This window comes from Streptomyces sp. NPDC107562, from assembly GCF_055657325.1.
The window spans coordinates 644,972-664,144 of record NZ_JBVKBE010000002.1 but is presented as its reverse complement, the minus strand read 5'-3'; the positions used below and the strand labels follow the sequence as shown (position 1 = coordinate 664,144).

17 protein-coding genes are annotated in these 19,173 nt (G+C 73.8%); 8 read left to right on the top strand and 9 right to left on the bottom strand.

The window, feature by feature from the left end:
- Positions 1-38: 38 nt before the first annotated feature.
- The 7 genes from ACZ7LV_RS08765 to ACZ7LV_RS08735 form a co-directional block, all read right to left on the bottom strand.
- The gene (locus tag ACZ7LV_RS08765; RefSeq protein WP_471937181.1) at positions 39-968 is read right to left on the bottom strand and encodes an ECF transporter S component; all 930 of its coding nucleotides are present in this window, start codon (positions 966-968) and stop codon (positions 39-41) included.
- The gene (locus ACZ7LV_RS08760; RefSeq protein WP_471937179.1) at positions 929-2,644 is read right to left on the bottom strand and encodes an ABC transporter ATP-binding protein; all 1,716 of its coding nucleotides are present in this window, start codon (positions 2,642-2,644) and stop codon (positions 929-931) included. The genes ACZ7LV_RS08765 and ACZ7LV_RS08760 overlap by 40 nt, the downstream gene beginning before the upstream one ends.
- Positions 2,641-3,828: an energy-coupling factor transporter transmembrane component T gene (locus tag ACZ7LV_RS08755; protein ID WP_471937177.1), complete on the bottom strand. Its 1,188-nt coding sequence runs from the start codon at positions 3,826-3,828 to the stop codon at positions 2,641-2,643. The genes ACZ7LV_RS08760 and ACZ7LV_RS08755 overlap by 4 nt, the downstream gene beginning before the upstream one ends.
- Positions 3,821-4,468 carry an SCO2322 family protein gene (locus tag ACZ7LV_RS08750; RefSeq protein ID WP_471937175.1) on the bottom strand — a complete coding sequence of 216 codons (648 nt, stop codon included), beginning with the start codon at positions 4,466-4,468 and terminating at the stop codon, positions 3,821-3,823. Before ACZ7LV_RS08750 ends, ACZ7LV_RS08755 begins: the two co-directional genes overlap by 8 nt.
- On the bottom strand, positions 4,465-5,685 hold the full coding sequence (locus ACZ7LV_RS08745) for a prenyltransferase/squalene oxidase repeat-containing protein (protein ID WP_471937174.1): 1,221 nt from the start codon (positions 5,683-5,685) through the stop codon (positions 4,465-4,467). Before ACZ7LV_RS08745 ends, ACZ7LV_RS08750 begins: the two co-directional genes overlap by 4 nt.
- Positions 5,686-6,803: 1,118 nt before the next feature.
- Positions 6,804-7,484 carry a GNAT family N-acetyltransferase gene (locus tag ACZ7LV_RS08740; RefSeq protein WP_471937172.1) on the bottom strand — a complete coding sequence of 227 codons (681 nt, stop codon included), beginning with the start codon at positions 7,482-7,484 and terminating at the stop codon, positions 6,804-6,806.
- A gap of 143 nt (positions 7,485-7,627) precedes the next feature.
- Positions 7,628-8,650 (bottom strand): MBL fold metallo-hydrolase, encoded by a 1,023-nt coding sequence (locus ACZ7LV_RS08735; protein WP_471937170.1) that lies wholly within the window; start codon positions 8,648-8,650, stop codon positions 7,628-7,630.
- 176 nt (positions 8,651-8,826) lie between these two features.
- Between ACZ7LV_RS08735 and ACZ7LV_RS08730 the strand changes: the two genes are divergently transcribed.
- Together ACZ7LV_RS08730 and ACZ7LV_RS08725 are read left to right on the top strand one after the other, a co-directional pair.
- Positions 8,827-10,284 carry an aldehyde dehydrogenase gene (locus ACZ7LV_RS08730; RefSeq protein ID WP_471937168.1) on the top strand — a complete coding sequence of 486 codons (1,458 nt, stop codon included), beginning with the start codon at positions 8,827-8,829 and terminating at the stop codon, positions 10,282-10,284.
- A gap of 5 nt (positions 10,285-10,289) precedes the next feature.
- A complete protein-coding gene (locus ACZ7LV_RS08725; protein ID WP_401676672.1) occupies positions 10,290-10,523 on the top strand; it encodes a ferredoxin in 234 nt (77 codons plus the stop codon).
- Between the two features lie 315 nt (positions 10,524-10,838).
- Here ACZ7LV_RS08725 and ACZ7LV_RS08720 read toward each other — a convergent pair whose 3' ends face one another.
- Positions 10,839-11,477 (bottom strand): TetR family transcriptional regulator, encoded by a 639-nt coding sequence (locus ACZ7LV_RS08720; RefSeq protein WP_471937167.1) that lies wholly within the window; start codon positions 11,475-11,477, stop codon positions 10,839-10,841.
- 231 nt (positions 11,478-11,708) lie between these two features.
- On the opposite strand from ACZ7LV_RS08720, the gene ACZ7LV_RS08715 reads away from it, so the two are divergent.
- Genes ACZ7LV_RS08715 through ACZ7LV_RS08705 form a run of 3 tightly spaced genes read left to right on the top strand, consistent with a single transcriptional unit; the run spans position 11,709 to position 15,117 of the window.
- On the top strand, positions 11,709-13,322 hold the full coding sequence (locus ACZ7LV_RS08715; protein ID WP_471937165.1) for a glycosyltransferase family 4 protein: 1,614 nt from the start codon (positions 11,709-11,711) through the stop codon (positions 13,320-13,322).
- Positions 13,316-14,050, top strand: coding sequence for a class I SAM-dependent methyltransferase (locus ACZ7LV_RS08710; protein WP_471937163.1), 735 nt, complete (start codon positions 13,316-13,318; stop codon positions 14,048-14,050). The genes ACZ7LV_RS08715 and ACZ7LV_RS08710 overlap by 7 nt, the downstream gene beginning before the upstream one ends.
- Positions 14,047-15,117, top strand: a complete 1,071-nt coding sequence (locus tag ACZ7LV_RS08705; RefSeq protein ID WP_471937161.1) for a prenyltransferase/squalene oxidase repeat-containing protein — start codon at positions 14,047-14,049, stop codon at positions 15,115-15,117. Before ACZ7LV_RS08710 ends, ACZ7LV_RS08705 begins: the two co-directional genes overlap by 4 nt.
- Before the next feature lie 2 nt (positions 15,118-15,119).
- Here the strand turns inward: ACZ7LV_RS08705 and ACZ7LV_RS08700 are convergent, their stop codons facing one another.
- Entirely contained in the window at positions 15,120-15,413 is a 294-nt protein-coding gene (locus tag ACZ7LV_RS08700) for a hypothetical protein (protein ID WP_365445445.1), read from the bottom strand.
- Positions 15,414-15,572: 159 nt separating this feature from the next.
- Here ACZ7LV_RS08700 and ACZ7LV_RS08695 point away from each other — a divergent pair, with 159 nt between their 5' ends.
- The 3 genes from ACZ7LV_RS08695 to ACZ7LV_RS08685 are packed head-to-tail and all read left to right on the top strand — an operon-like array spanning position 15,573 to position 19,169.
- The gene (locus ACZ7LV_RS08695) at positions 15,573-16,859 is read left to right on the top strand and encodes a hypothetical protein (RefSeq protein WP_471937159.1); all 1,287 of its coding nucleotides are present in this window, start codon (positions 15,573-15,575) and stop codon (positions 16,857-16,859) included.
- On the top strand, positions 16,856-18,430 hold the full coding sequence (locus ACZ7LV_RS08690; protein WP_471937157.1) for a substrate-binding domain-containing protein: 1,575 nt from the start codon (positions 16,856-16,858) through the stop codon (positions 18,428-18,430). Before ACZ7LV_RS08695 ends, ACZ7LV_RS08690 begins: the two co-directional genes overlap by 4 nt.
- A complete protein-coding gene (locus ACZ7LV_RS08685; RefSeq protein WP_471937155.1) occupies positions 18,417-19,169 on the top strand; it encodes a hypothetical protein in 753 nt (250 codons plus the stop codon). The genes ACZ7LV_RS08690 and ACZ7LV_RS08685 overlap by 14 nt, the downstream gene beginning before the upstream one ends.
- Positions 19,170-19,173: the final 4 nt, after the last annotated feature.

Here is a 19,173-nt window from a genome sequence, read left to right as displayed (position 1 = left end):
GCCCCTGACGCCGCGTGCATGACAGGCTCTTGGATCTACTATCGCGGGTCGTGGGTGACGTGCGTCATGTGGGGTGCTTCACCGCCCGGGTGACCCTCCGCGTGCGAGGCCTCACCTACCGGTGACGAGGCGGGCGGGGTGAATGTGACCGGCGTCTCGAAGGCGGCGCGGCGGGTGGCCCGGCGCAGCGCCCTGAGGACCGCCGGGCCGAGGGTCACGGTCAGCACGACCGTGACGACCGCCCGCCCCAGGTCCCAGCCGAGGGAGGTCGCCAGGCAGTACGCCACGAACCGGGCCAGGTTGGCCGGGACCGCCGCGTCCGCGTCGAAGGCGATGTTCGAGGCCAGCGCGCCCATGAAGGGCCAGCCCGCGAGGTTCATGATCGTGCCGTAGGCGAAGGCGGCCAGGAAGCCGTAGCAGGCCAGCATCAGCAGTTCGGCGCGGCCCCGCAGCCGGTCGGGCGCCGGGAGCAGGCCCGCCGCCGCCGTGAACCAGCCCATCGCCAGCATCTGGAACGGCATCCACGGCCCCACCCCTCCCGTGAGCAGCGCCGACGCGAACATCGTGATCGCCCCGAGCACGAACCCGAAGCCCGGCCCCAGCACCCTTCCGCTCAGCACCATCAGGAAGAACATCGGCTCGATGCCCGCCGTACCGGCGCCGATGGGCCGCAGGGCCGCCCCCGTCGCCGCCAGCACCCCGAGCATGGCCACGGCCTTCGGGCCGAGCCCCGACTCCGAGATCGTCGCCGCCACCACCGCGATGAGCAGGACCAGCAGCCCCGCGAACAGCCACGGCGCGTCCTGGGCGTGCGCGGCCACCTGCGAGGTGGGCGGCGCGAGGAACGGCCAGAAGAAGGCCGCGCCGCCGACCGCGCTGGTCAGGGCGAGGGCGACGAGGGAACGGGGGCCGAGGCGGACGGGACGGCTCACGACAGTGCCTCCCTGACCTGGGGCACCGTCAGCCACCGCTGCGGGGCGAGGATCTTGGTGACCTGCGGAGCGAAGGAAGGGGACGAGACGACCACGTCCGCCGTCGGGCCGTCCGCGATCACCTCGCCCTCGGCCAGCAGCACCACCCGGTGGGCCAGCTCCGCGGCCAGCTCCACGTCGTGCGTGGCGAGGACCACCGCGTGCCCCTCCGCAGCCAGCCCCCGCACCAGCGTGACCAGGCGAGACTTCGCCGCGTAGTCCAGGCCGCGGGTGGGTTCGTCGAGGAGCAGCAGCGGCGGGCGGGCGGTGAGCACGACCGCCAGCGCGAGGGTGAGGCGCTGGCCCTCCGAGAGGTCACGGGGGTGCGTGCCGTCGGCGATGCCGGGCAGCAGCTCCGAGACCAGCGCCCGGCAGGTGCCGGGCGCGGCACCCGCGTCCGCGTCGGCGGCCGCGCACTCGGCGGCGACCGTCTCGGCGTAGAGCAGGTCGCGCGGCTCCTGCGGCACGAGTCCGACCCGGCGGACGAGTGCGGGGGGCGCCGTACGGTGCGGGGTCACGTCGCCGACGCGGACGCTCCCGGAGGACGGCCGGACCAGGCCGACCAGCGCGGAGAGCAACGTGGACTTCCCGGCGCCGTTGCGTCCCATGAGGGCGACGGTCTCGCCGGGGGAGACGGTGAGGTCGACCTCGCGCAGCGCGGGGACGCGGTCGCGGGTGACGGCGAGGGCGCGCACTTCGGCGGCGTGGGGGGAGGTCGCAGGGGTGAGGGGGCGCTTGCGCCGGAAACGCCGGTCGGGGGCGCCACCGGGCTCGGGGGGTGCGGATCGATCGCGGGTGCGGGTGTGTTGTGGTTGCTCGCGCAGTTCCCCGCGCCCCTGAGCGGCGACGCTGTTCCGTCCCTCGAGTTGCCGGCGCAAGCCCCCGGCCCGACGGCGGGCGTCGCGGACAGTCAACGGCAGCGGGGTCCAGCCCGCCAGGCGGCCCAGGTCCACCACCGGCGGGTACACCGGGGAGACGGCCATCATCTCGGCCGGGGCGCCCAGGACCGGGGCCGCGCCGGGCGCCGGGAGGAGGGCGACCTGGTCGGCGTACTGGACGACCCGCTCCAGACGGTGCTCGGCCATCAGGACCGTCGTGCCGAGGTCGTGCACGAGCCGCTGGAGGACCGCGAGGACCTCCTCCGCGGCGGCCGGGTCCAGCGCGGAGGTCGGCTCGTCCAGGACGAGCACGCTCGGGTGCGGGGTGAGGACCGAGCCGATCGCGACACGCTGCCGCTGGCCGCCGGAGAGCGTGGCGATCGGGCGATGGCGCAGATCGGCGAGGCCGAGCAGGTCGAGGGTCTCCTCGACGCGCCGCCGCATCACGTCCGGGGCCAGCCCCAGCGACTCCATGCCGTAGGCGAGTTCGTCCTCGACCGTGTCCGTGACGAAGTGGGCGAGGGGGTCCTGGCCGACCGTGCCCACGACGTCGGCGAGTTCACGCGGCTTGTGGGTACGGGTGTCGCGGCCGGCGACCGTGACCCGGCCGCGCAGGGTGCCGCCGGTGAAGTGCGGGACCAGGCCGCTGACCGCGCCGAGCAGGGTGGACTTGCCGACCCCGGACGGGCCGACGAGCAGCACGAGTTCGCCCTCCGGGACCTCGAAGTCCACGCCTCTGACGGTGGGTCCGGCCGCTCCGTCGTAGGTCACGGAGACGTCCTCGAAGCGGATCATGAGGGCTTCTCCTCGGATCTCTGGGGAGCGGGCCGTCCCGCCGCGGGCGGCTCGGGAGCGGGGGTGACGAACGCCGGGAGCAGCCCGAGGAGCACGGCCGCGGCCGGCCACAGCGGCAGCGTCGGGGCGACCAGCGGGATCACACCCGGATGCAGGGCCGCGGGATCGGCGGAGGCGGCCAGGGTCAGCAGGGCGGCGACCGCGACGCCGGAGGCGGCGACCAGGCAGGAACGGGCGTTCCAGGTGTCGGGGCGGTAGCGGGTGCGCGGGGTGCGACGGCCGCCCAGCCGCAGACCGGCGAGCGCCGCGGCGAGGCCGGCGAGCATCACGGGCAGGCCGTACGTGCCGCCTTCGGCGGTGAGCAGTCCGTACGTCCCGGCGCAGACGCCGAGCAGACCGGTGAGCGTGAGGGCGGCGGTCGTACGGCGCACCGCAGGCGGGACCTGCGCGGTACGGCCGTAGCCGCGGGCGTCCATGGCGGCGGCGAGGGCCACGGAGCGCTCCAGGGCGCCTTCGAGGACGGGCAGGCCCACCTGGAGCAGGCCCCGCAGACCCTTGTCCGGGCGGCCGCGCAGCCGGCGGGCGGTGCGCAGCCGCTGGGCGTCGGCGATGAGGTGCGGGGCGAAGGTGAGGGCCACGACCACGGCCACGCCCATCTCGTAGAGGGCGCCGGGCAGGGACTTGAGGAGGCGGGTGGGAGCGGCCAGGGCGTTGGCCGAGCCGACGCAGATCAGGAGCGTGGCCAGCTTCAGGCCGTCGTAGAGGGCGAAGACGAGGGTCTCGGCGGTGACCCGGCCACCGAGGCGGATGCCCTGCGCCCAGTCCGGCAGCGGGACTTCGGGAAGGGTGAGCAGGGTGTGGGTGCCCGGCAAGGGCGAACCGAGGGCGACGGCGAACACCAGGCGGACCAGCAGCACGGCGAGGGCCAGCTTGACGAAGGCGCCGTAGGAGAGGGCCCAAGGGGTGTGGGGCCGGCGGGTGGCGACGACGTAGGCCGAGACCGTCACGAGGAGCGCGAGGAGCAGCGGGTTGGTGGTGCGGGTGGCCGCGGTGCCGAGGGCCAGGGACCACAGCCACCAGGCGCCGGGGTGGACCGGCGCGGGGGGCCGGCGCCGCAAGGCGGTGCCGCCCGCCCGCGCCGGCCGGGTGCCGCGCCGGTCCACGCCGGAGCCGTGGTCAGCCATGCCTGCGCCGGCGGGCCTGCCAGCCGGCCGCCGCGCCCAGCACCGCCACCGCCGCCACCCCGGCGACGACGCCCAGCGACGCGCCGCCGCCGCTCTCGTCCGCCGGCTCCCCGGCCGGCTTCCCGGCCGGCTTCCCCGCCGACGCCACCTGCTCCCCGCAGCCCTTCGCCGGATAGCCGTCGATCGCGCACAACAGGGCGTTGGCGTCGTACCGGAGGGGCTTGGCGACCGCCGCCAGGGCCTCCGCCGCCGTGGCGTCCGGGGCGAGCCGGGCGCAGGCCGTGCGGGGCGCGGGCGGCGTCTCGCCGGACGGGGCGTCCGACGCCGTGCCGAAGTCGATGACCAGGGCCACCCGCTTGTGGCCGTCCCGCGCCGGGGTGCCCGCGCAGATCGTCGTGAAGCCGGCCTGGCCGCGCGGCCGGGACGCGTCCGCGGAGTCCACGCTGACCGCGAAACGGAAACCCTGCACGGAGCCGTCCGCGGGGCGGGCGAGGGAGGGACCCTGGGTGGCGTACGTCCACGCCTTGCCGTCGCGCTCCCAGAACGACCAGTAGCGGTAGCCGGTGGCCTGGGCCGGGCCCGTGCCGGCGGCCAGGGCGATCAGTAGCGCGGCGAGCAGGGCCGCCGCCCGGCGTATCACGGCTGCTGCTTCCGGTTCCGGCCGCTGAGCAGGAAGCCGATGCCGACACCGGCGACGAGGCAGACACCGACGTACCACCAGACGCCGAAGCCGTCGTCCGACTCGGACGTGGCCTCGCTGTCCGCGGTGGCGGGCCGCTGCGCGCTCTGCGGCGCGGGGCCCGACGCGTTCAGCAGCCGCACGAGGTCCGTGCCGCCGAAGTCGCGCGGATCGCCACCGGCCGCGTGCGCGGCGAGGACCAGCTGGGCGTAGGCGGCCGGGCCGCTCTGCCTGGCCCAGGCGACGGCGTTCTGCTCCAGCCACTCAAGGGGCGCGGCCGCCCGCGCCGCGCCGCCCTGGGCGGCGAGGGCCACGACGGCGTCGGCCGTGTTGCCGTAGTCGGGCTGGTCCTCGGAGCCGGGGAGGGCCGACATGAGGTGGCCGTCCGCGGCGAGTGCGTCGGCGAGGTAGGAGGCGCCGTTCGCGGCGGCCCGCTCGGGGGTGAGGTCGTCGCCGTCGGCGCAGGAGGGCTCGGCGGCGGTGCCGGCGGCCTCGGCGGCCAGGCCCTTGCCGAGCGAGCCCAGCACCCCGGCCGCGGTGGCGTCCGCGTTGGCGGCGAGGGCGCCCTTCTTGTCGGGCTGGTAGGCGAACGCCCCGGCGCCCTTGGCGTCGTCGCACGGTATGGCGAACGCGAGCAGGGCGTCCTGGGCGGACCTGCCGTCCTTGACGACGTCCCGCGGCCGCTCACCCGCTGCGGCGAGGGCTCCGATGACGAGGGAGGTCGAGTTGGCGTCGCTGGGGCCGCCGACGGTGTAGCCCCAGCCGCCGTCCTTGTTCTGCGCGGACTTCAGCCAGGTGACGGCCTTGCCGGTGACGGCGTCGTGCCCGCCGAGCGCGGCGAGCGCCTGCACGGCGGCGGCCGTCATGTTGGTGTCGACCGGCGTCTTGGCGTCGCAGGCCTTGGCGGTGTCGGCGCGGTACGGCGCGAACGCGCCGTCGGCGCACTGCTGTCCGGCCAGCCACTGCACGCCCGCGGCGGCGGGCCGCACGCCGACGGCGTCCTGGGCGAGCAGGGCGAGGGACTGGCGCCACACGCCGTCGTAGGTAGGGTCACCCGTGCCGTACAGCCCCGAGGGCAGCGACGGAGAGGGGCTCGCGGCCTGGGCGGCCGGGACCCCGGCGGCGCCGATCACTGCGGTGACGGCCAGGGCCGCTGCGCTGCGGCGGACGACGTTCATGATCGGCGGGTGCCTCTCCCTGCGGGGAGCCGCGCAGCACGGGCAACCCCCGGGCGGCTCGGCTCCGTATACCTCGACGGTGCCGTACACCGGCCGGTTGCCGGTGCACTTGAGCCGGTCACGCTGCCGTGCGGGGCGGTCCGGCTCACAGCCTCGGCTGCTCACGGTGGGGGTACCGCCCAGGCCCTTAAGGCACTGGGGGAGGGTCAGCGCCGGATTTGCACCGGCTTTCCCCCGTACGGGTGTGATGACGACCCGGCCACTCTACCCGCCCGTAGCCCAAGCCCCATGGGGCGCCGGTCACACCCCGGCCGCACCACACGCAGTCCCCTAGGGGGCCGCTGTTCGCACATCGGACGGCTAAGCGCAAGCGCCTGTGGGTGCGCCGGCCACATCCTGGGTGGGCTACGCGTGGGCTCTCGTGGGGCGGTCACGTTCTGGGCGGGCTACGCGTGGGCTCCCGTGGGGCGGTCACGTTCTGGGCGAGCTACAAGCCCCGTTGGGCCGTCCGCCGCCCCGGGTGGGCTACGCGCAAGCCGCGGTGGGGTCGCCGGTCGCATCCTGGGTGGGCCACGCGCAGGCTCTCGTGGGGCGGTCACGTTCTGGGCGGGCTACGGATAAGCCCCGTTGGGCCGCCCGCCGCCCCTGGACGGGCTACGCGCAGGCTCCCGTGGGGCGGTCACGTTCTGGGCGGGCTACGGATAAGCCCCGTTGGGCCGCCCGCCACCCGGGCGGGCCACCTGTAAGCCCCTGTGGGGTCGTCAGCCACACCCTGGGTGGGCTCCGCGCAGGCTCCCGTGGGGCGGTCACATTCTGGGCGGGCTACGGATACGCCCTGTTGGGCCGCCCGCCGCCCCGGGCGGGCCACGTGCAAGCCCCCGTAGGGCTGCCCGCCGCCCCGGGTGGGCTACGCGCAAGTCCCCGTGGGGTCGTCGGCCACACCCCGGGTGGGCTGCGCGCAGGCCCTTGGGGTCGCCGGTCGCAAGCTGCGCGGGCCACACCGGTGCCCCGTTGGGCGGCCCGCCACCCCGGGCGGGCGGCGCGCAGGCCCCTGGGCGGCCTCCGGTCGTAACCCGGGCGGGCCGCACCTGATGGGGCCGCTCGCCACCCCGGACGGGTTACGCGCGGGTTCGGATCAGGTTGGCCGTGCGGCAGCGGGTGACGGGGGCGGACTCGTGGCGGAACCAGGTCGCGTCGATCTCGCGGCCGTCGCGCAGGGTGTGCCGGGGCGCCCCCTCGGCCGGCACGAAGCCCGCGCGCGTGAGGGCGCCCCGGCAGGCCGAGTTGGTCACCTCGGTCCCGGCGTGGACCGAGTCCAGGCCGAAGTGGGTGTGGCCGAGCTGGGCGCCCGCGGCGAACAGCTCCGCGCCGAGGCCCCGCCCCCGGGCGTGCGGTGCGAGCCAGCCGCCGATCTGCCCGGCGGTGCGGTCGAGTTGGAGGGCCCCGGCGTAGCGGCCGTCCTCCCGGCCCACGGCCACAAGGACCTCACCGCCCTCGGGGTCGAGTTCGAACGCCGAGAGCCACCGCGGGGGGATGCCACGGTGACTGCCGCCGGGGCGCATCCGCAGCAGGGACTCCCGGATGCGGGTGTCGGCGACGACCTCCTCGCCCCGCATCCCGAGCCACCGCTGCGCCGCGTCGTCCGACCCGGCGGCGACCGCCGCCAGCAGGTCCAGCTGCGTCTTTGGGGTGTAGAGCAGCAGACGTCCGGTGTGCACCGTGTGCCGGCCGAGCGCGCACGGCCCGGGCACGGGCAGCGGCGGCACGGACCTGCGGCGCCTCAGTCGCGCCCACAGCATACGAACTCCCGTGGGGAGGAAGGGATGAGAGACCCGTGACGGACAGGCCCTGGGGAGCGGCGGTGGCCGCCGTCGTCCAGGGGACAGGGCCGAATCTACCGGCAGGCGCGACGCGGAGTCGCGACCCGCTGCCGCGCGGACGTTCACACCGCCACGTACGTCACCGGATCGCTGCCCGCGACGGCCTCCGCCCGCCCCAGTTTCACGAGCCGGCGCAGATGGGCCTCCGCCTCCGAGACGGCGATGGTGCGGGAACCGTAGGGGATGTCGGCCCAGGGCCGGTTCCAGTCCATGCGCTCGGCGAGCTGCCAGGGGGTCAGGGGCTCGGCCAGGAGCACCAGCAGGCCGGTCAGACGCGCCTCGTGGTGGGCGAGCAACTGGGCCACCCGGGCGGGGGCGTCGGTGAAGGCGTACTGGTGCGCCGGGAGGACCTCGGCGGGGTCGAGGCGGGCGACGCGCTCCAGGGAGGCCAGGTAGTCGCCGAGCGGGTCGGTCACGGTCGTGTCGTCCGGGTCCTCGTACAGGCCGATGTGCGGGGTGATCTCGGGCAGCACGTGGTCACCGGAGAACAGGCGTCCGTGGCCCGGCAGTCGGGCGGGGTGCTCCTCCTCCAGGTGCAGGCAGACGTGGCCCGGCGTGTGGCCCGGTGTCCAGATCGCGCGCAGCCGGCGGCCGGGCAGGCCGAGCAGCTCGCCGGGGACGATCTCGCGGTCGGGGAGGGCGGGGGAGAGGCCGGGCAGGCGGCCGCGGGCGGTGCGCAGGGGGGCGATGTGGGACTCGGGGGCGCCGGCCGCGGTGAGCTTGTCCGCCATGTACGCGAACCAGTGCTCGGGGCGGGCCTCGTGCGTGCGCCGGACCACGGCCGCGTCCGCCGCGTGCATCGCGATCCACGCCCCCGAGGCCTCCCGCACGCGGCCCGACAGGCCGTGGTGGTCGGGGTGGTGGTGGGTGACGACCACACCGTGCACCTCGGCGGCCGAGGTGCCGCACGCCGCGAGCCCCGCGGCCAGGGTGTCCCAGGACGCCGGGTCGTCCCAGCCGGTGTCGATCAGCACCGGGCCGGCGTCGGTGTCGACGACGTGGACGAGGGTGTGGCCCAGGGGGTTGTCCGGGATGGGGACCTTCAGGGACCGTACGCCGCCGCCGTGATCGTGCACCTGCGTCATGGGTTCCCCCGCTCGCCGCCGTGCGGTCACTATAACTAGAACACGTTTCCATGGGAGCCCGAGTCACCGGTTCCGGGCCGTGGACTCCTAGGGGACGAGCTGGTATCAGTCTTCGTAGTCCGCGCATCTGATGGAGTGTCAGCAGAGCGGCGTCGGGGACCAGGGAGGCAGTCGCCATGACCGAGCTCGTGGAACACGGACAGCTGTTCATCGGCGGGGAGTTGACCGACCCCTTCGGCAAGGACGTCATCGAGGTGATCTCCCCGCACACCGAGGAGGTCGTCGGGCGCGTGCCGCACGCCTCGGCGCAGGACGTGGACCGGGCGCTCGCGGCCGCCCGCCGGGCCTTCGACGAAGGCCCCTGGCCGCGGATGTCCCTCGTCGAGCGGATCGAGGTCGTGGGGCGGATCAAGGACGGCATCGCCGCCCGGCACGAGGAGATCGCCCGCGTGATCTCGTCCGAGAACGGCTCGCCGTACTCCTGGAGCGTCCTCGCACAGGCGCTCGGCGCGATGATGGTCTGGGACACGGCGATCCGGGTCGCCCGCGACTTCCGCTACGAGGAGAGTCGCGACGGCGTGCTCGGGCGGCTGCTCGTACGGCGCGAACCGGTCGGGGTCGTCGCGGCCGTGGTGCCGTGGAACGTCCCGCAGTTCGTGGCCGCCGCCAAGCTCGCCCCCGCGCTGCTGACGGGCTGCACGGTCGTCCTCAAGCCGTCGCCGGAGTCGCCCCTCGACGCGTATCTGCTCGGCGAGATCGCGCGGGACGCCGGGCTCCCCGAGGGCGTGCTGTCGATCCTGCCGGCCGACCGGGAGGTCAGCGAGTACCTCGTCGGGCACCCCGCCGTCGACAAGGTGTCGTTCACGGGATCGGTGGCGGCGGGACGGCGCGTGATGGAGGTCGCCGCCCGCAACCTGACCCGCGTCACCCTGGAGCTGGGCGGCAAGTCGGCGGCGGTCGTGCTGCCGGACGCGGACCTGGAGAGCGCCGTGGCCGGGATCGTCCCGGCGGCCTGGATGAACAACGGGCAGGCCTGTGTGGCGCAGACCCGGATCCTGCTGCCGCGCTCGCGCTACCCGGAGTTCGCGGAGGCCTTCGCCGCGGCGGCGGGCGCGCTCGTCGTCGGGGACCCGCTGGATCCGGCCACCCAGGTGGGGCCGCTGGTCGCCCACCGGCAGCAGCGGCGCAGCCTCGACTACATCCGCATCGGCCAGGAGGAGGGCGCCAAGATCCTCACGGGCGGCGGCCGCCCGGCCGGCCTGGAGCGCGGCTGGTACGTCGAGCCGACGCTCTTCGGCGACGTCGACAACTCCATGCGGATCGCCCGCGAGGAGATCTTCGGCCCGGTGATCTGCCTCCTGCCGTACGGCGACGAGGCCGAGGCCGTGCAGATCGCGAACGACTCGGACTACGGGCTGAGCGGCAGCGTGTGGACCGCCGACGTCGGCCACGGCATCGAGGTCGCCCGCCAGGTCCGTACCGGCACGTACTCGGTGAACACCTTCAGCCTCGACATGCTCGGCCCGTTCGGCGGATACAAGAACTCCGGCCTGGGCCGGGAGTTCGGCCCGGAGGGCTACGGCGCGTACCTGGAACACAAGATGATCCATCTGCCGGCCGGATGGGAGGGCTGAGCACCATGGGGGACCGCTGGCAGCTCCAGGTCGACCGCTCGCTGTGCATCGGCTCCGCGCAGTGCGTCCACCACGCCCCGGACGCCTTCCGCCTCGACGCGGGCCGCCAGTCCCGCCCCGTGGACCCGGAGACGGACGCCGGCGAGGGCATCCTGGCGGCCGCCGAGGGCTGCCCCGTGGAGGCGATCACCCTGACGCTGCTGGGGAGCGGGGAGGCGGTGTTCCCGCCGGAGGAGTAGCGGAGCCCAGCCTCGGGAGATCCGGGAGATTCGCCAAAAAAATTCCCTTTCGGGGGTTCTATTCCGGGAAAGGCGTCTTACCCTGATATCAGGCCTACGAGGCGAGTGAGGGAGTTCGACCGGAGTAGCCGACTCGGGCGAGAGGCTCAGGCTTCCGCCGGTGCCGACGTCGACGGTCGGGCTGAGAGGCCGGAAGGTCGCATGGCAGAAGGACGGCCAGGTGAACCGGAAGGCGACCCCCAGCCACCTGATCCGGGCAATACCGGCGAAGGGAACCCGTCTCGTAGGTCTTTCGCGCGCCCTGTGGGCAGGGCGCTACCTGTCCTCGGGGGTCGTCAGGTCGATCAGACGGCACACCGTCTCGATGTCGATCTTGACCTGGGCGATGGAGGCGCGGCCCGAGAGCCAGGTGATCAGCGCCGAGTGCCAGGTGTGCTCGATGACGCGGACGGCCGAGAGCTGGGCGGGGGTCGGATCGTCCAGACCCATGGCGTCCAGGATGATCGCCGTGGTCTGCCGGGAGACCTGGTCCACCTCGGGGCTCACGCTGCGGTCCGCGAAGGTGAGGGCGCGGACCATCGCGTCGGCCAGGTGCGGCTCGCGCTGGAGCGCCCGGAAGGCCCGCATCAGGGTCTCCGCCACCCGCTCCGCCGCCGTCTCCCCGGTCGGCGGCTTCTTGCGCAGCGTGCCGTGCATGTGCTCCAACTGGTCCTGCATGGTGGCGACCAGGAGATGGATCTTGGACGGGAAGTAGCGGTAGAGGGTGCCGAGGGCCACCTGCGAGGACTCCGCGACCTCACGCATCTGCACCGCGTCGAACCCGCCGCGGCTGGCCAGTTGGGCGCATGCCCGCAGGATGCGGCGCCGGCGCGCCTCCTGCCGCTCGGTGAGGGGCGGCGCGGCGGGGGCGGCGGGCCGCGCGCGACTGGCTTCCACCTTGGCTTGCGCTGGCATGAGGTTCCGTTTCGTGACAGTGCGTGAGGGCGTGCGATCAGACAGCATGGCAGGCGCGGACCGCCGCCGCGTGCCCCGGCGAGCCGTGGCGTGAATCACCTGATCCAGTGCTCACAGCGGCGCTACCTGCCGGTAGATTCAGAGCCTCTTGAACGATCAAGTCTGTAACTTGTTCTAGATTAGCGTCCCGGCGTAATCTCGCGGGACCGTGCAGGGAGAAGGGGGCCCGGAGTGACCGCTGAGGCCAGTCGGACGGGCTCTTCGAAGGCCCTCGCGGCCGACGGCTCACGGCCGCTGCGTATCGCGCTCCTCACGTACAAGGGAAACCCGTTCTGCGGCGGCCAGGGCGTCTACGTCCGGCACCTCTCCCGCGAACTCGCCCGCCTCGGCCACCAGGTCGAGGTCATCGGCGCCCAGCCCTACCCCGTCCTCGACGAGGGCTACGACGGCCTGCGCCTCACCGAGCTGCCCAGCCTCGACCTCTACCGCCAGCCCGACCCCTTCCGCACCCCGGGGCGGGAAGAGTACCGGGACTGGATCGACGCCCTGGAGGTCGCGACCATGTGGACCGGCGGCTTCCCCGAGCCGGTCACGTTCTCCCTGCGGGCCCGCCGCCATCTGCGCGCCCGCCGCGGCGACTTCGACGTCGTGCACGACAACCAGACGCTCGGGTACGGGCTGCTGGGCGACGTCGGCGCGCCCCTGGTGACGACGATCCATCACCCCATCACCGTGGACCGGCAGTTGGAGCTGGACGCGGCCGACGGCTGGAAGCGGCGGTTCTCCGTGAAGCGGTGGTACGGCTTCACCCGCATGCAGAAGCGGGTGGCGCGGCGGCTGCCGTCCGTGCTGACCGTCTCCGGCACCTCGCGTCAGGAGATCGTCGACCACCTCGGCGTCCGGGCGGACCGCATCCACGTCGTGCACATCGGCGCCGACACCGACCTCTTCTCGCCCGATCCCTCGGTGCCGCAGGTGCCGGGACGCATCGTCACCACCTCCAGCGCGGACGTGCCGCTGAAGGGGCTGGTCTTCCTCGTCGAGGCGCTGGCCAAGGTGCGCACCGAGCGTCCCGAGGCCCATCTCGTCGTCGTCGGGAAGCGGCCCACCGAGGGGCCGGTCGCCCAGGCCGTGCGGCGCTACGGGCTCGAAGACGCCGTCGAGTTCGTCAAGGGCATCTCCGACGCCGAACTGGTCGACCTGGTGCGCTCGGCACAGGTCGCCTGCGTGCCGTCGCTCTACGAGGGCTTCTCGCTGCCGGCGGCCGAGGCGATGGCCACCGGGACGCCGCTGCTCGCCACGACCGGTGGGGCGATCCCCGAAGTGGCCGGGCGGGACGGGGAGACGTGCCTCGCGGTGCCGCCGGGCGACGCGGGCGCGCTGGCCGGCGGACTGAGCCGGCTCCTGGGCGACTCCGCACTGCGCGCACGGCTCGGCGCGGCCGGACGCGAGCGCGTCCTGCGCCACTTCACCTGGGCGCGCGCCGCGGAGGGCACGGTGGCGCGCTACCGGGAGGCGATCGCCCGTACCGGCGCGGACCGCCGGCCCGGCCCCGCGGCGTCGCCCGAACTGACCGGCTCGACCGGCTCGGCCGGCTCGGCCCGCTCACCCCGGTCCTCCGGCGCCCCGGAGCGCCGCGGCACGCTGGTCGCGAGCGGCCCCTCCGCGGCCGACGGGGTCGTCGAGGAGGCGGACGCGGAGGCGGTCACCGGCGGCACGGGCGGCCCCGGGAACCCACCGGGCGACGTCCCCGGCGCTGCCCCCACCAGCCCCGCCCCCACGTCTCCCGGGGCGACCCCCACGAGTACCACCGGCGTCTACCGCGAAAGCAGGACCACGTGCTGACCGTCGACTTCTCCCGGTTCCCGCTCGCCCCGGGCGACCGCGTCCTGGACCTCGGATGCGGTGCCGGCCGGCACGCGTTCGAGTGCTACCGGCGCGGCGCGCAGGTCGTCGCGCTGGACCAGAACGGCGAGGAGATCCGCGAGGTCGCCAAGTGGTTCGCCGCGATGAAGGAGGCGGGCGAGGCGCCCGAGGGCGCCACCGCGACCGCCATGGAGGGCGACGCCCTCGCCCTGCCCTTCCCCGACGAGTCCTTCGACGTCGTCATCATCTCCGAGGTGATGGAGCACATCCCGGACGACAAGGGCGTGCTCGCCGAGATGGTCCGGGTCCTGCGGCCCGGCGGCCGGATCGCGATCACCGTCCCGCGCTACGGGCCCGAGAAGGTCTGCTGGACCCTCTCCGACGCCTACCACGAGGTCGAGGGCGGCCACGTCCGCATCTACAAGGCGGACGAACTCCTCGCGAAGATCCGGGAGGCCGGCCTCAGGCCGTACGGCACGCACCACGCGCACGCCCTGCACTCCCCGTACTGGTGGCTGAAGTGCGCCTTCGGCGTCGACAACGACAAGGCGCTGCCGGTGCGGGCGTACCACAAGCTGCTGGTCTGGGACATCATGAAGAAGCCGCTGGCCACCCGCGTCGCCGAGCAGGCGCTGAACCCGCTGATCGGCAAGAGCTTCGTGGCCTACGCGACCAAGCCCCACCTGCCCTCGGTGGACGCCCGGTGACCACTCCCCGGACGGAACACCTCGTCCTGCCCGGGGTCCTCACCGCCGAGCAGGCCGCCGCGACCGTACGCGGCATCCTCGCCGTGCAGCGGGAGGACGGGGCGATCCCGTGGTTCCGCGGGCATCACCTCGACCCGTGGGACCACACCGAGGCCGCCATGGCGCTGGACGCGGCGGGCGAGCACGAGGCCGCCGAGCGGGCCTACCTGTGGCTGGCGGCCCATCAGAACCAGGACGGCTCCTGGTACGCGGCGTACGCCGACGGGGCGCACGACGACGTCACCGACCGGGGGCGCGAGACCAACTTCGTCGCCTACGTCGCCGTCGGCGTCTGGCACCACTACCTCTCCACCGGCGACGACACCTTCCTCGACCGCATGTGGCCGGTCGTCCACGCGGCCGTCGAGTGCGTGCTCTCCCTCCAGCAGCCCGGCGGGGAGATCGGCTGGAAGCGCGAGGACGACGGCACGCCCGTCACCGACGCGCTGCTCACGGGGTCCTCCTCCATCCACCACGCACTGCGCTGCGCGCTCGCCGTCGCGGAACAGCGTGAGGAGCCGCAGCCCGACTGGGAACTGGCGCTCGGCATGCTGCGGCACGCGATACGCCGGCACCCGGAGCGGTTCCTGGACAAGGACCGCTACTCGATGGACTGGTACTACCCGGTGCTGGGCGGCGCCCTGACCGGCGCGGAGGCCAAGTCCCGGGTGGAGGAGGGCTGGGAGCGGTTCGTCGTGCCCGGACTCGGGGTCCGGTGCGTGGTGCCCAACCCGTGGGTCACCGGCGGCGAGTCGGCCGAACTCGCCCTGGCACTGTGGGCGACGGGCGAGTCCGACCGCGCGCTGGAGATCCTGCAGTCCATCCAGCACCTGCGCGACCCGGGGACCGGGCTGTACTGGACGGGTTACGTGTTCGAGGACGACGCGATCTGGCCACGTGAACTGACCACGTGGACCGCGGGCTCACTGCTGCTCGCCGTCGCGGCGCTGGGTGGGCACGAGGCCACGTGTGCCGTGTTCGGTGGGGATCTGCTGCCGGTGGGGCTGGATCCCGACTGCTGCGCCTGAGGTCAGTGCTGACGGTGCATGCGGCCCGCGATCGCGTGGCCGACGAAGAGGTACACGACCGCCGCGAGACCGTAGCCCGCGACGACGCGTGCCCATGCCGCGTCGAAGGTGAAGAGGTCGTAGGACCAGCCGGCCAGCCAGCGCGCGGCGTCGTGCACGAACTGCACGAAGTCGTTGCCGGGGTTGGCGTCCAGCAGGTACATGAGGATCCACAGGCCCAGGATGAGGGCCATGATGTCGGCGACGATCGCTATGACCGTGCCGGCCTGGTTCGCACCGCGATATCTGGGGGACATGCCCTACGGATTGCCGCTCGTCCCTGGCTGAAACCAGAAAGGTCCGCGTCCACGGCAGGGCGCCCATTCCCCCTTCGTTCGGGTGGAGTTGACCCCTCCGGGGGATGATGTTCCACGGGGTCACTGATGATCCTGGCCCCTTGAGCGGCAGGAGGGCCGTTGTCCGCGACCGTGGAACCCAGACTCACCATCCGCAGAACCACGCACCGCCGCGTCCCACGCCTCGTCGTCGCCGCGCTGCCGCTCGCCCTGGCCGGACTGCTGTCCCTGCTGGTCTCCGGCAACACCCTGAGGCCGTTCGAACGCATCACGGTCATCGACTCCCGGATGGCCTCCAAGTCCGACTACTTCAGGGACCCCGAGGTGCAGCGGCTGCTGCTCCGGCACGGCATCCGCGTCGACATCCGCCGCCTCGGCTCCCGCGGCATCGCCACCCGCTCGCTCCAGGGCCTGGACGTCGTCTTCCCGTCCGGCCAGCCCGCGGCGAAGCTGATCCTGGACCGGCCGGACGACACCGGCAGGTCCGTGCGCCCCTTCGTCTCCCCGCTGACCCTCGGCAGCTTCCGTGACTACGCGCAGGCCCTGGTGAAGGCCGGCGTGGCCACCCCGCAGCGCCCCCCGAACGGGACGGAGACGCTCTACTACGACCTCGACATGGCCAAGTTCATGACCCTGCTCAACGGCGTGGACGACCGCGACGACCCCGTCGACGGCCCCAGGGACGGCAAGGGCAAGGAGGCCGACACCTGGGACGGCATCGGCTACGACGACGTGGCCGCCGGCGACCGCAACAGCGGCAGCGTGCTGGTGCGCACGTCCAACGTCTGCGAGTCCAACTCGGCCGGCACCTATCTGAGCATGCTCGCCTTCGTCGCGGGCGGCGAGAAGACGCCCGGCTCCAGCCACCCCAACGACCCCCGGCGGGCCCAGGCGGAGGTGGACCGGATCTCCGCCGAGATCAAGCCGCTCGTCACCCTCCAGGGCATGTGGGCCGACGAGCAGGCCGACAGCTACTTCTCCGCCCTCGGCGAGTCCCTCGCGCCCATCGCCCTGATCTACGAGCACCAGTTCCTGGCCCACCAGATAGCCCACGAGGCCAAGGAGGGCACGCAGGACAGCAGCCGCGTCCTGCTCTACCCCAAGCCCTACGCCCTCACCGAACCGCAGCTCATCTCCCTGAGCCCGCAGGGCGACCGGCTCGTCGAGCTGATCGAGAAGGACGCGGAACTGCGCCGCCGCGCCCTCGAACTGGGCTTCCGGATCCGCTTCTCCGGCGAGGACGGCGCCAGCCGCCAGCTCGACGACTACCTGCGTGAGCACGGCATCCAGGTACCGGTCCCGAACCCCGACCGGACGAAGGCGCTCGAACCCGGTCTGCAGGTCCTGGACGACATCATCGACTACGTCGGCGACTGCCCGCCGCCCGACCTGGACGACGTCTCGTGACCCGCCTCGGCCGCGCCCTGACCGCCTCGCTCGTCCTGGCCCTGCTCGCCGGCCCCACCTCCTGCACGCGGGACGAGGAACCGGTCACGCTGCGCGTCCTCGCCAGCCCCGAACTCGCCGACCTCGCCCCGCTCCTGGACGACCTGGAGGAGGACACCGGCGTCGAGCTGGAGATGGAGTACGAGGCCGGCGCCGACCTCGCGGGGCAGTACCCCGGCGGCCGGTCCTACGACCTGGCGTGGCTCGCCTCCGACCGCTCCTTCCAACTCCGCGTCCAGGACTCCAAGGGCCGCCTGACCCGCCCCGAGTCCACCCCGATCATGCGCTCGCCCGTCGTCGTCGGTCTGGAGGACGAGGTCGCCGACGAGCTGCACGCGGCCGCTCCCGGGGGCCGGATCTCCTGGGCGGACGTGGCCGACGCGGCCGCCGAGGGCACCGTACGGTTCGGGATGGCCGACCCGCGGCACAGCGACACCGGCCGCGCCGCTCTCGTGGGGGTCGCCACCGCCGCCGCCGGCACCGGACGCGCGCTGCGCGAGCAGGACGTCTCCTGCGACCGGCTGCGCGGCTTCCGCTCCGGCCAGACCCTGACCGCGCCCGGCTCGCGGGCCCTGATCGACGCCTATCTCGGCGCACCGGGCAAGGCCAACGCGCTCATCGCGCACGAGGCGGAACTCCTCGCGCTCAACGCCGGGGACCTGCGGGCCGACCCGCTGCGGATCGTGCACCCCGCCGACGGCATGATGCTCTCCGACTTCCCGCTGCTCCTGCTCGACCAGGAACGGCGCGAGGCGTACGGCAGGGTGGTGGACTGGCTGCTGAGCACCGACACCCAGCGCCGGCTCATGGAGCGGACCTTCCGCCGCCCGGTCGACCCGGACGTCGAGCCCTCCGCCCCGCTGCGCGCGGACGTGGGCAACGCGCTGTCCTTCCCCGACAGCCTCGCCATCGTCGAACAGCTGATCACCGACTACGGCGACCCCCGTAGCCGCACCTCCGACCAGGTCGTCTTCGTCCTCGACTTCTCCACCTCGATGCGCGGCGCACGCATGGCCGGCCTGCGCGCCGCGTTCGCGGGACTGAGCGGCGCCGACGACACCTCCACCGGCAAGTTCGCCCGCTTCTACCGGGGCGAGCGGCTCTCCGTCGTCCGGTTCGGCGGCCGGGTGCTGGAGGAGACGACGGTGACCGTGCGTGGCGACGCCGACCTGCGCGCCCTGGACCGACTCGTCGCCGACGGCGGCTACGACGACGCCACCGCCGTGTGGACCGCCCTCGACCGGGGCTACCGCATCGCCGCGGCCGCCGTCCGCGACGAACCCGCCCGTCCCGTCGCCGTCGTGCTGATGACCGACGGCGAGAACAACGCGGGCATCGGCTACGAGGAGTTCCTGCGCCGGCACGAGGCCCTCGGGGCCGACGCCGAGGCGGTGCCCACCTTCCCCGTCCTTCTCGGAGAGGCCGACGCCGCCGCCCTGCGGCGCGCCGCCACCGACACCGGCGGCCGCATGGTCGACGCGGGCCTCTCCTCCCTCTCCGACGCGTTCAAGGAGATCCGTGGGTGTCATTGATGCTCAGTGGTGGGGCCTGTGGTGGCCGTGGTTGCTCGTCTGGGCCGGTACGGCGGTCTGCGCCGTCGTGGTGCTCGGACACGGCCTGCGGCGACTGCGCGGCCGCCGCAGACCCGGCGGCACCCACCTCGACATGTGCTTCTACCTGCACAAGCAGCGAGTCATGGACATCTACGAGGTCGGTGGCTTCGCCCAGTCACTGAGCCAGGAGGTCGCCCACCGGCTCCAGGTCCAGAACAACTTCGGGCTGTGGGGCAGGCTCTTCTTCTGGCTGGGCAAGGCCGAACGGGGCGTCACCCGGGAGCAGGTCACCACCTACCTCCGTGAGGCCAACCCCATGAACGTCATCGGCGTTGTCATGGACGCGATGCGCAAGGAGGACCGGGTGGTGGACGCCGACCTCATCGAGGGCGATCTCGTCCTCAACCGGGCGAGCGCCGACCGCCTGAGCCACCGCTACCCCGCCGGGGACATCCCGCTCAGCGCGCTGGGGCTGGAGTACGTCTCGGTCACCGGCGGCTTCACCGCGAAGCGGGAGGAGAACGGCGTCCGCCTGAGCGCCCCCTACGGCAGCGGCGCCCGCGTGGAGATCATGTGCTTCGAGGCCCAGGGGCGGGGCGACTTCCACGAGGAGCACTACTACAGCGGCCGGTTCACGGCCCGGTGCCTCGGCAAGGTGCTGGCCTGGGACGAGGAGCAGCGCCGGCTCACTCTCGACCCGGTCGCCATCTTCCGCTGAGGGC

Bases quoted from the DNA above. Each gene is read 5' to 3' on its own strand.
- ACZ7LV_RS08760 (WP_471937179.1), bottom strand. From the start codon at position 2,644: ATGATCCGCTTCGAGGACGTCTCCGTGACCTACGACGGAGCGGCCGGA.
- ACZ7LV_RS08755 (WP_471937177.1), bottom strand. From the start codon at position 3,828: ATGGCTGACCACGGCTCCGGCGTGGACCGGCGCGGCACCCGGCCGGCG.
- ACZ7LV_RS08745 (WP_471937174.1), bottom strand. From the start codon at position 5,685: ATGAACGTCGTCCGCCGCAGCGCAGCGGCCCTGGCCGTCACCGCAGTG.
- ACZ7LV_RS08740 (WP_471937172.1), bottom strand. From the start codon at position 7,484: ATGCTGTGGGCGCGACTGAGGCGCCGCAGGTCCGTGCCGCCGCTGCCC.
- ACZ7LV_RS08735 (WP_471937170.1), bottom strand. From the start codon at position 8,650: ATGACGCAGGTGCACGATCACGGCGGCGGCGTACGGTCCCTGAAGGTC.
- ACZ7LV_RS08730 (WP_471937168.1), top strand. From the start codon at position 8,827: ATGACCGAGCTCGTGGAACACGGACAGCTGTTCATCGGCGGGGAGTTG.
- ACZ7LV_RS08725 (WP_401676672.1), top strand. From the start codon at position 10,290: ATGGGGGACCGCTGGCAGCTCCAGGTCGACCGCTCGCTGTGCATCGGC.
- ACZ7LV_RS08720 (WP_471937167.1), bottom strand. From the start codon at position 11,477: ATGCCAGCGCAAGCCAAGGTGGAAGCCAGTCGCGCGCGGCCCGCCGCC.
- ACZ7LV_RS08700 (WP_365445445.1), bottom strand. From the start codon at position 15,413: ATGTCCCCCAGATATCGCGGTGCGAACCAGGCCGGCACGGTCATAGCG.